The sequence below is a fragment of the Paenisporosarcina sp. P4_D4 genome (genome assembly GCF_056401835.1).
Map to the genome: position 1 here is coordinate 1 of NZ_JBFUIO010000084.1, position 10,314 is coordinate 10,314.

Consider the following 10,314-nt stretch of genomic DNA (forward strand, 5'->3'; position numbering starts at 1 on the left):
CAATTATACTGTCTGTATGGTCAAGATATGAGAGGTTTAAACAAAAAAGACTAAGAATATTCATAAGCTACCCTTTCACTTCATTGAACGGCTATCTCTTAAACGATCTACAGCTTCATCGCTTCTCTTAAATAAATCCCTTGTATACAATGATGGTGAAGTTCGTGGAGCTGTTCGAGTAGCCTTCTCTCGTAAAAAAGGAGACTTAACCTTACCTCTGCGTCTTTTAGCTACAGTTACTACCATACCTTCTGTTGTACTTGTACGCTCTACCATTTTCTCCACTCCTTTACTATCATTTACCCTTATTCTATCAAACTTATACTTTTTTATCTATAATGTTGACCACTTAAGAAACTCACTCTTCAAGTGGTTTTTTTAACCAACTATGTATCATAGAAAGATTAATAATATGATCTATATCAATATCCAAAACATGTTCCTTTTCCGATTCAATAGAAATGACTACTGGAAATATTTTTTCGAGATATGGAATGAGGACGGTATGCTTGTCTATATGAACGACTACTTTCTCATTTATGGAATTCATTTGTTCATCCGTAATATTAACTCCAAGAATTGTACCTACTTCTTGCCTAAAGAAATTATCATTGTTTTTCTTGAATACCGTGATATTTTGTCTGCAAGTTTCTCCATAGGAATATAAAAAATCTTCTAAACTCTCCTGATAATTCTCAATTTCATGCCATTCTTGAGTTTCAAAAGAAGATATTTGCATCCTGTCCAATATATCTGTGAATTGCAAACTTCTATTTTGTGTTTGAACAATAACCTTCTGCATTTCCTCATTGATGCTTTCCACATCATTGATTTGTTCCATTTCAGCTCCGCCGATTTTCTTAATAGTTGGAGTTAAAAACAAGGCTAAATCAACAAAGATGAACATCCCTGCTAACAATGTGTATCGTTGCCATTCTTGCACATTAAAACCAGTCTGATTAAGCAACAGCACAACCCCAATAATGAAAAGGAAATACCATGTTCTCCGCAAATTTTGTTTATGCTTCTTAAAAAATCCTTCAAATGCCCAACTTATGTATAGAATTACCGCCGCAAAGCCAATAAGAATGAACCACTTGTTTTTTTGGGTAAAGGAGAGAATTGAATCGCCCCATATCAGCTTTACCAAAAACAGAACTATTATAAGAATTATTGGTCCTAGAACCTTTTTGTTGAGGAGATTCTTGTACCATCTATTTGATTCCAGTTGATTTTCTAACATGATTCACCCCCACCTAATTTTACCATAATTTACGTATAGAGACTCCATAAGTGATGTAATATTCCTTCTATTTGCAAATTAAATAATATTAATGTTAGGAGAAAGTTTTCTATTATATTGGTTCTCTTCCGATACTCATCTTTCCACTATCAATTAAGTAAAACCTAAGACAAAACCCACTTTGAGCGTCAACTCAAAGTGGGTTTTCTAATTGGCAAAACGTTGCAATTGGTTCAGCATATTTTCTTTACGTAAGATCGCTTCCTGATGCTGTCCGAATAAATCAAAATGTGGATAAGCTTCCTTGTAGTCGATCCAYTCAGCCTTCAAGCCATATTGCTTTCCCCACGTAATCAATCGTTCTACGTCTGCGCAACCGACTTTCGTAACCGTCTTGCATCCCGGGAATCGGTCATCCAGCCAGTAATGCGTCAAAAATGCGATCTCGCCTCTGCTGACTGCTTCTTTCCATGCCGTCAACTCGTCGCGTTTCAATCCAAAAGCCATCAGCTCTTCACCTTGGCGATTTCTGCATATGTAGCGTCCCACTCTGCATTCACTTTTTTAAGCGATACAGGTCGGAATGTTTCTTTTTTCACCAAAACATGTTCTGACTTTGCTGTTGCTGCTACCGTTCCATCCTCATGTAAGATCTCGTAACCATAGGTTGTTCGAAGTTTACCATGAGACTCAACCCATGTGCGAACAGTTGCTTTCTGACCATATTTCAACGACGCTTTATATTGGATACTCAAATCGATCACTGGTGATAAATAGCCTTCACTTTCCAGTCCGGCATACGTGTAGCCTAAATCTTCAATCAGGCTGGTTCTTCCGATTTCCATCCATACCAAGTAGTTGGCATGGTAAACGACACCCATTTGGTCTGTTTCGGCATAACGGATTTCAATTTCTTTTTCACTGACAAACATCTTGCTCACCTCTTGCACCATTATACAAAATTGAGCAAGAAAAAGCAGTTACACGACTTTCAAGGCTGATAGTTGTTTCTTATCAATTTTTCCGACATGCGTTTTCGGCAGTTCTGGTAACACCACAAATTTTTTCGGGATTTTATAGCCTCCTAAAAATAGACGGCAATGGTCGGTCAATTGAGTTTCTTCAAATAGAGCAGGGTCACTCAATGAAATGAATGCGGTAACGACTTCTCCCCACTTCTCATCCGGGAGTCCGATGACAGCCGCTTCTCTGATTGTACGATGCAGGAGTAGACAATGTTCGATTTCCTGAGGATAGACGTTCTCCCCACCGGTTACGATCATGTCTTTTTTTCGTCCGACAATATACGTATCACCGTCTGCATCAATTTTCGCCAGATCCCCTGTTTTCAACCACTCGTTTTGCATCGTAGCTGCGGTTTCTTTGTCATTTCGCCAGTAGCCCCTGAAAACATGCCTCCCGCGAATCCAAAGCTCCCCGACTTCCCCGATTAATGCGGGTTGATGGTCTTTCGTGACAATCAAAGTATCTACAAATTGCATGCTTTTGCCAACTGATCCTCTTTTGACTTTGGCCACTTTGACATCTATAACAAAATTATTTGGTCCCGCTTCTGAAAGACCATAGCCTTCTCTAAAAGGTAATCCTTTGTTTTCAAATTGTTCATATACCGTAACCGGACACGGAGCGCCACCTGATAAAAACACTCGGACATCAGGAAAATCATGTTTCTTGAACGTCTCTGACTGTGTCATCAATTCATACATCGTTGGTACGAATAAGGAAATGGTTGCTTTTCGTTTCAGAATTTCGTTCAATGCTTGTTCTGCATCAAATCGATGACCGATGACCACTGTTCCCCCTGCCATCAGGATTGGGATAGACAAAGCATTCAATCCCCCTGTATGGAACAAAGGCATATAGTTGACAGTGCAATCTCGTTCCGACAACCCCCAGCTAACAATTGTGTTCAACGCATTCCAGTTGACGTTGTGATAAGACAGGAGTACTCCTTTTGGTTTCCCTGTCGTACCTCCTGTATAAATCATCATCCACGGTTCATCTGCCGAAAAAGATTGGATAGAGTGCATTTCGAATACACATGGTTCATTATTGAAAGGTACTTCCCTATTCATGACTTTCTTGCCATCAAATGAAAGTGCTATGTTTTCGTATAAATCATCCGTTATTAGGATTGATGGTTCACAATCTTCCAGAATATCGTTGAGTTCATGATGGCTTAATCTGAAATTCAAAGGTACATATATATAACCTTTCAATCCACAGGCAAATAAGATGGCCAGCAGCTCAGGGTGATTGGCAGCAAGTATCRCCACACGGTCCCCTTGTTGCAACTTCTCTTCCGTTAATCGTTGTACCCACTGTTCAATGAGACGCGCAAATTGAGCATACGTCCATTGCTGGTCACTATCGATATCAACACAGGCAAGACGGGAGGGTGCCAATAGTGCTCGTTTTAAAAACCAGGATTGATCATTATACATACGTACCCTTCCTTTCTTACATCATAATGCCACCGTCAACATGCAGAACATGCCCATGAACATAATCCGATTCTGACGATGCGAGAAATAAATAGGCATTAGCAATATCTTTCGGTACAGCCAATCGTTGCAATCCAACAATCGATCTCATTTGGTCAATGATTTTATCAGGCATTTTCTCGACCATTGCAGTCAAGGTGAATCCGGGTGCCACAGCATTGACATTGATGCCTTTGCGTCCCAATTCTTTTGCCCACGATTTGGTCATCCCTACGACTGCTGCTTTTGAAGCGGCATAATTGGTCTGTCCAACATTCCCATATACACCACTGACTGAAGAAGTATTAATAATTTTCCCTTTTCCTTTTTCGATTAAGTGTGGCAATACGCTTTGTGTACAGTTAAAGACGCCCGTTAAATTGACATCAAGAACCCTCTGAAAGTCAGCAATGTCCATTTTCGCAAGCATCGCATCTCTGGTGATGCCGGCATTATTCACCAAAATATCAATGCCTCCGTAAATTTCAACCGCTTGTGCGACCATGTGCTGGACACTGTCGCGATCCGCCACATCGACTTGAACGAACGTGACATCATAGCCTTGCTCTTTTAACTCTTCCGCTGCTTTCACTCCGGTAGATTCATCATAATCTGCTAGAATGACACGAGCTCCTTCTTGGGCGAAGCGCTCGACTGATGCGTAGCCGATTCCATTTGCCCCACCAGTGATAATCGCAACTTGCTTATCTAAACGCATATAGTAGCCTCCTAACCTAAAAATTCTTCGATTCGTTGTGTCAGTTGCGGCAAATCATCGATGAGCGGTGAATGCCCTGTATTAGTTAATGGAATATAAGTGGCGTTTTCCCCAAGGTCTTCCACGATTTCCTGTGTCATCTCTTCAGATACAACATAGTCACGATCGCCTCTTAAAATTAGTACTGGAATGGTGACATCCTTGGATTGATTTGTGCCTTGACTTAGCCCGTTATGAACATTGCTGATATTGAACGTGTTTAATGAATGGTAAACGTCCGCCAAATTGCGTTGCGTCAGCATATCCGATACATATTCATCGTATTTTTTCTCGTCAGGCTGTTTATGTGTATAAATCAGTGCATTCCAGAGTCCTTTTAGTCCTTCACGGTTTTGCGTATCATATAATCCTTGTACGGCTTTTGTTTTTCCTGCATCATTTTCCACTTCTTCGATAGATTGAAGACGAGTTTGCAAATCGGGTGTTCCATCTGCCTTTGTCCCGGAGAATGGATACCCACGGGTTGAAGCGGAAGCAAGCAGGACGAGTTTCTCACAGTATCTTGGGTTGTCAGCGACAAATTGCATACAGATTGCCCCCCCTGTGGACCAGCCGACTAAATGAAATGTTTCAAGTCCGAGTGCATCCACGAAACCTCTCAAGTCAGCGGCAAAATCAGCTATTCCTTGAACACGAGTATGGTAACTTGATTCCCCGAAGCCTCTCAGGTCCAGCGCATACAGTTTATATTTTGGATCCAGAGCATCAATCAACACATCCCAGTGCAGAGAAGAAGTCATATTTCCATGAACGAGGACGACAACTTGCTCTCCACCGTAACGTTCACGGTATGAAATCGTTTCGCCATTGTCGAGTAAAATTTTTTGCATTGCCATATTAAATCTCCCCCTATTCAGAACCCCATTTGATTGTTGTTGCTCCCCACGCATAGCCGATACCAGCACTAACCAATACGACAATATCTCCTTTTTGAAGCTTTCCTTGTTGTTGTGCGAGCTGCAAAGAAATGATTTGATCCATTTGGCCAATATGACCGTATTCATGCAAGTAAATGGACTGGTCTTCCGTTAACCCCAGTTCATTGAGCACGTAGTCATGTGCTGATTTTTTCATGTGGAGCATGGCAACGTAAGAAATATCTTGTTCTGTATATCCGCTCTTCGACAAAGAGTGTCGGATGACCTTCAAAAAGTTTTGCATTGATTTTTGTTCCAGACGTTTTTTCATTCCTTCTGGATCGGTGACATCGAGTCGATAAGAGCCCGACGACAACACTTCATTCGTCAGTGGCATTTTCGTCCCTCCGACTGGTACCACGACATCTTCCGAAAAGGATCCATCGGTCATGATATCCGATTCAAGCAAAATATTGTGGCCATGATTCTTTTTCAAAATCATCGCGCCACCTCCCGCTCCGAGATTGAACATGAAGCGGGTCCGCTCGTTTGTATAATCGATGAAATCCCCATTTCGGTATCCACCTGCAAGCAGGACTGTGTCGATAGAATCGTCTGCAAGCATCAAACTTTGAGCCAATTTAAGTGCCAGTATGGTTGTGCCGCAACGCAGTGCGATATCAAACCCCCATGCATGAAATGCGCCGATTTCTTCCTGTGTTTTAATGGCTGCGGTCCATAGTGGGTATTCCTTATGCTCTTCGCCTATATAGATCACGCAGTCAATTGATTTAGGATCGACATGACCTCTGTCTAAAGCATCCTTTGCTGCCCAGATACCCATCTGAACCGTATGATCGTCAGGACCTGGAATCGGTTTTTTCGTAATGCCCATCTTATCTTTGACTACCTGTAAAGGTACCCCTGAGGCTAAAGAGATTTCTTCTGCTGTCATGGAATGAGTAGGTATGTAAAGACCTGTGCTGACGATACCAATTTGCATTACAATCCCTCCGTGCCGGACGACGACTTTTCAAGTACTGCGGGGTTTTTTCGTTTGTGAATTGCTTGTCGGACGGTTCCCACAATACCTAAAGGGAAGAATATTACCGCTAGGATATAGACAATTCCGAAGAAAATGATCCATCGTTCAAAAATCGGATAGTCCTTAGCCATTCCGGATAAATAATGTTGAGATAATTCGATTACACCAGCTCCAATAATTGGACCGATCAATGTCCCGACGCCTCCGATAATGGTCATGAGCAACGCGTCCAGCGTGATATCCATCGTCAATACACTTGTATTCACGAATCGTAAACTTACCGCATATAAAGAACCAGCCAAACTTGCCACAATGCCAGCTACTACGGAGGCAATCACTTTATAGTGTAGGGTTTTGAATCCGAGTGATTTTGTTTCCTGCTCGTTTTCGCGTACCGCTACCAGCACTTGACCCATCGGAGATTGCACAAATCTTCTTAATAACAAATACACCACAACAAGGCACACGAGTGTAACGAGATAGAAAACCATACGATCTTTGAAGAATTCCGGTGCGCGGAACGTGAAACCATCATTTCCTGATGTCAGACTGCGCCATTTTTCTGCTAGTACGAGAAATAATCCAGATACAGCAAGTGTCAGCATGGCAAAGAAATGACTTTTCAGACGCAGTGTCATCAAACCGACAATAAAGCTGACGACACCTGCGAGGAACATGCCGGTTGCGATTGATAATATGAAGACACCGATGGTCGGTTCCATCCGGTCCAGCATGACAGCGGTGGTATAGGCACCCATTCCAAAGAACATTGCGTGTCCGAATGAGACGATGCCTGTATAGCCAAGTAAAATGTCATAACTCATGGCCAAAATTGAAAAGATGAAAATTTGCGTCAATAATATTGTCCAAGTCCTGGAATCCGTTACAAAAGGGAAGATGAACAACACAATCGCGATAATGGATAGAAAAATATTGTTCCACTGAAATTTACTTGTCATGTCTTCACCCCTTTGCCTTGAATAATCCTTGCGGACGGAATATTAATACGACGGCCATCAGCATCATGTTGACGGCTAACGAAAGTGATGGCACGTAATACGCCATAAAGCTTCCAGCTAAGCCTACTAAAATTGCTGCAAGCAGTGATCCTGGAAAACTGCCCATCCCTCCGATAACCACGACAATGAAACCTAAGATGGCAAATTCCATGCCCATCTCTGCATAAATCACTCCTGAATACGGAGCCATCAGTGCCCCTCCGAGTGCTGCTAATGCAGCTCCGGCGATAAAGACATACAGAAATACATTTTTGATGTTGATTCCCAGTGTCTGCACCATTTCTTTGTTCATGACACCTGCGCGAACGATCAAGCCGATTTTTGTTTTCTTTAAGATGTATTGGAAAATCCCGAAAATCAGGAAACCAACCACAATGATGAAAACTCGGTATTTAATAATGATGACATCCCCAATTTCCCAGCTTCCCACTAAGTAGGGCGGAGTTTTTGCTGGAAGCTGATTAGGACCGAACACGACTTTCAAAAGCTCAGTTAAAACAAGCATGAATCCTAACGTTATTAAGATTTGTTGAATATGATTGCCATAGACAGGTGTGATGATCAATTTTTCCGTAATGAATCCGAGAATGATTCCCGTCCCGATTGCTCCGAGAATCGCCAGGCCAAAACTGTCTGTCAACGCATAAAACCAAACGGACGAGTAGGCTCCCCAGGCAAATAACCCTCCATGTGCAAAGTTAAGTACGTCCATCAAACCGAAAGTCAAGGTCAAGCCGGCAGCAAGAAGGAAAATTAACATGCCAGTGGCTAGCCCATTGATGGTTAAATTCAAGAGTAGTTCCATGACTGATCCTCCTTATCCGATTCCTAAATATTTTCGTTTCACTTGCTCGTCTTGGATTAATTCCTGCATTAGACCTGTCTGGACCGTTTTCCCGTCATCGAGGAGTGTATATGTATCACCGATTCGACTTGCCATCATAAAGTTCTGTTCGACCAAGACAATCGTTGTATGTTTTTTCATATCAATAATGGCTTCCATCACTTTTTCAATGACAATGGGAGCAAGACCTTTAGATGGTTCGTCAATCAGTAGCAACTGACTGTTTCCAACAAAAGCTCTAGCCATCGCAAGCATTTGCTTTTGACCACCTGACAAATGACCTCCGTCTTTTTTCCAGAATTTTTTCAAATCCGGAAAGAGGTTTAAGACATAGTCCTGTTTGGCCAAAGTGGCTTCATCATCTTTACGCATGGCCACTTTCATGTTTTCTTCAACAGTCAATGCGCCAAATATCCCCTGATCTTCTGGTACATAGCCAATGCCTGTATTCGCGATCCCATGTGTCGGTTTTTTGGTGATATCCTGACCTTTGAACGTGATTTGTCCTTTTGAAGCGGGAGTCAGTCCAAGAATGGTTTTCAACGTCGTCGTTTTTCCAGCCCCATTACGACCTAGCAATACGCTGACTTCTCCTTCTTTTGCTTCAAACGAAATGCCTTGTAAAATATGATATTGCCCGATATGGGTGTGGACCCCATCAACTTTGAGCATGGTGTTCATTGTAGGAGCCTCCTAAATAAGCATTTTGCACTGTTTCATTTTGCATAATTTCTTCTGGTGTGCCGTCTGCCAGAAGCGAGCCATTGAACAGCACCATAATGGAATCCGATAAATCCAGAATCATATCCATTTTGTGTTCAATCAGCAAGATTGTTTTATTCTCCTGTTGCTTTATCCGTTTGATGACTTCTAGAATGGCTGGTACTTCTTCGAGTGACATGCCTGCAGTCGGTTCGTCCAACAATAATACTTCGGTATCCAAAGCTAGCAGCATTGCAATTTCTAGTTTGCGTTTTTCACCATGGGACAATTGACTGGCTATCGCTTGTTTCTTGTTCAACAGCAAGACGACTTCGAGCAATTGTTCTGCTTTTTCAATAAGAGAAGGGTACGCCTTGATATGGCGTAACATTTGATAGCGAATTTTTTCTTTTGATTGCACCGCCAGGCGTACGTTTTCGAGAACAGTCAGGTTGGGAAATACATTCGTGATTTGAAAAGATCGACCTAACCCTTTTCGTGTGCGGTCAACAGAAGAAAATCGGGACATGTCTTCATTTTTGAAATATACTTTCCCTTCGGTTGGCTTTAATTCACCACTAATCAAATTGAAAAAAGTGGTTTTTCCCGCTCCATTCGGTCCGATGATGGATTTGAAATGTTTTTCAGGCATTTCAAAATTGACGTGATCCACGGCTGTATGTCCACCAAAACGGATGGTCAAGTTTTCGGTTCTTAAAATCGTTGTCATCGATGTTCATCCTTTCTTCTGTCTCTCTCCACATGCAGGAATGAATCCTGAACGTGGAGAGAGACAGACCTGTTAAAACAGGCCGTCTCCACGTGTTATTTGTTTTGAATTGGTGGTTCCGTTTCCTCTGGTGACAATTCACGAATTAACACCGGCACTGGATACGGTACGCCATCTTGTTTTTCAAGTTTGATAGAGTACAATGCTTGTAACGCCTGGTGATCTTCATCACGGAACGTCATCTTGCCTTTAGGCGTTTCGAACGACATACCTTCCATAAGGTCGATTAGCTCTTTACTATCCACATTGCCTTCTGATTTTTTCAACGCTTCGACTATTGCAATCGCCGCTGACATACCACCTGGGGTGAATAGGTCAGGAACTTCCCCGTTAAAGCGTTCTTTATGTTTCTCTACTAACCAATCATTCACATCATTTTTTGGTAATGTGTGATAGTAAACAGAGAACCCTTCCATGCCTACCAATGGCTCCATAATGGACAACGCTGGGATATCAGGTGCACCCGTTGAAATTTTGATGCCTTTTTCCTGAAGTTTTAAATCGGCAATTTGATTCCAAGGTGAGTTTGCTC

Annotated in this window: 13 protein-coding genes; all 13 read right to left on the reverse strand. The window is 42.0% G+C overall.

Annotation, left to right across the window (positions count from 1 at the left end):
• Nucleotides 1-75: 75 nt before the first annotated feature.
• Complete coding sequence (locus tag AC1DSL_RS13880) at nucleotides 76-276, reverse strand: hypothetical protein (RefSeq protein ID WP_342543700.1); 201 nt, start codon at nucleotides 274-276, stop codon at nucleotides 76-78.
• Between the two features lie 82 nt (nucleotides 277-358).
• The gene (locus tag AC1DSL_RS13885) at nucleotides 359-1,243 is read right to left on the reverse strand and encodes a type II toxin-antitoxin system SpoIISA family toxin (RefSeq protein ID WP_477532619.1); all 885 of its coding nucleotides are present in this window, start codon (nucleotides 1,241-1,243) and stop codon (nucleotides 359-361) included.
• Nucleotides 1,244-1,450: 207 nt separating this feature from the next.
• Nucleotides 1,451-1,750 (reverse strand): hypothetical protein, encoded by a 300-nt coding sequence (locus AC1DSL_RS13890; RefSeq protein ID WP_477532620.1) that lies wholly within the window; start codon nucleotides 1,748-1,750, stop codon nucleotides 1,451-1,453.
• Nucleotides 1,750-2,175, reverse strand: a complete 426-nt coding sequence (locus tag AC1DSL_RS13895) for an acyl-CoA thioesterase (RefSeq protein ID WP_477532621.1) — start codon at nucleotides 2,173-2,175, stop codon at nucleotides 1,750-1,752. The genes AC1DSL_RS13890 and AC1DSL_RS13895 overlap by 1 nt, the downstream gene beginning before the upstream one ends.
• Before the next feature lie 48 nt (nucleotides 2,176-2,223).
• Nucleotides 2,224-3,708, reverse strand: a complete 1,485-nt coding sequence (locus AC1DSL_RS13900) for a class I adenylate-forming enzyme family protein (RefSeq protein ID WP_477532622.1) — start codon at nucleotides 3,706-3,708, stop codon at nucleotides 2,224-2,226.
• Between the two features lie 16 nt (nucleotides 3,709-3,724).
• Nucleotides 3,725-4,465: a 3-oxoacyl-ACP reductase FabG gene (gene fabG, locus AC1DSL_RS13905; protein WP_477532623.1), complete on the reverse strand. Its 741-nt coding sequence runs from the start codon at nucleotides 4,463-4,465 to the stop codon at nucleotides 3,725-3,727.
• Between the two features lie 11 nt (nucleotides 4,466-4,476).
• Entirely contained in the window at nucleotides 4,477-5,361 is an 885-nt protein-coding gene (gene phaZ, locus AC1DSL_RS13910) for an intracellular short-chain-length polyhydroxyalkanoate depolymerase (protein ID WP_477532624.1), read from the reverse strand.
• Between the two features lie 13 nt (nucleotides 5,362-5,374).
• The gene (locus tag AC1DSL_RS13915; RefSeq protein ID WP_477532625.1) at nucleotides 5,375-6,385 is read right to left on the reverse strand and encodes a 3-oxoacyl-ACP synthase; all 1,011 of its coding nucleotides are present in this window, start codon (nucleotides 6,383-6,385) and stop codon (nucleotides 5,375-5,377) included.
• Entirely contained in the window at nucleotides 6,385-7,386 is a 1,002-nt protein-coding gene (locus AC1DSL_RS13920) for a branched-chain amino acid ABC transporter permease (RefSeq protein WP_477532626.1), read from the reverse strand. The genes AC1DSL_RS13915 and AC1DSL_RS13920 overlap by 1 nt, the downstream gene beginning before the upstream one ends.
• A 4-nt stretch (nucleotides 7,387-7,390) precedes the next feature.
• Complete coding sequence (locus tag AC1DSL_RS13925; protein ID WP_477532627.1) at nucleotides 7,391-8,251, reverse strand: branched-chain amino acid ABC transporter permease; 861 nt, start codon at nucleotides 8,249-8,251, stop codon at nucleotides 7,391-7,393.
• A 12-nt stretch (nucleotides 8,252-8,263) separates the two neighbouring features.
• Nucleotides 8,264-8,971, reverse strand: a complete 708-nt coding sequence (locus tag AC1DSL_RS13930; protein ID WP_016427196.1) for an ABC transporter ATP-binding protein — start codon at nucleotides 8,969-8,971, stop codon at nucleotides 8,264-8,266.
• Nucleotides 8,949-9,722, reverse strand: a complete 774-nt coding sequence (locus tag AC1DSL_RS13935) for an ABC transporter ATP-binding protein (protein WP_477532628.1) — start codon at nucleotides 9,720-9,722, stop codon at nucleotides 8,949-8,951. The genes AC1DSL_RS13930 and AC1DSL_RS13935 overlap by 23 nt, the downstream gene beginning before the upstream one ends.
• A 95-nt stretch (nucleotides 9,723-9,817) precedes the next feature.
• Nucleotides 9,818-10,314, reverse strand: a 497-nt coding sequence (locus AC1DSL_RS13940) for an ABC transporter substrate-binding protein (RefSeq protein ID WP_477532629.1), incomplete at its 5' end; no start/stop codon positions are given.

Excerpts from the sequence above, each read along its gene's own strand:
- AC1DSL_RS13925 (WP_477532627.1), bottom strand. The coding sequence starts at position 8,251 with ATGGAACTACTCTTGAATTTAACCATCAATGGGCTAGCCACTGGCATG.
- AC1DSL_RS13885 (WP_477532619.1), bottom strand. The coding sequence starts at position 1,243 with ATGTTAGAAAATCAACTGGAATCAAATAGATGGTACAAGAATCTCCTC.
- AC1DSL_RS13935 (WP_477532628.1), bottom strand. The coding sequence starts at position 9,722 with ATGACAACGATTTTAAGAACCGAAAACTTGACCATCCGTTTTGGTGGA.
- AC1DSL_RS13915 (WP_477532625.1), bottom strand. The coding sequence starts at position 6,385 with ATGCAAATTGGTATCGTCAGCACAGGTCTTTACATACCTACTCATTCC.
- AC1DSL_RS13930 (WP_016427196.1), bottom strand. The coding sequence starts at position 8,971 with ATGAACACCATGCTCAAAGTTGATGGGGTCCACACCCATATCGGGCAA.
- AC1DSL_RS13880 (WP_342543700.1), bottom strand. The coding sequence starts at position 276 with ATGGTAGAGCGTACAAGTACAACAGAAGGTATGGTAGTAACTGTAGCT.
- AC1DSL_RS13895 (WP_477532621.1), bottom strand. The coding sequence starts at position 2,175 with ATGTTTGTCAGTGAAAAAGAAATTGAAATCCGTTATGCCGAAACAGAC.
- fabG (WP_477532623.1), bottom strand. The coding sequence starts at position 4,465 with ATGCGTTTAGATAAGCAAGTTGCGATTATCACTGGTGGGGCAAATGGA.
- phaZ (WP_477532624.1), bottom strand. The coding sequence starts at position 5,361 with ATGGCAATGCAAAAAATTTTACTCGACAATGGCGAAACGATTTCATAC.
- AC1DSL_RS13920 (WP_477532626.1), bottom strand. The coding sequence starts at position 7,386 with ATGACAAGTAAATTTCAGTGGAACAATATTTTTCTATCCATTATCGCG.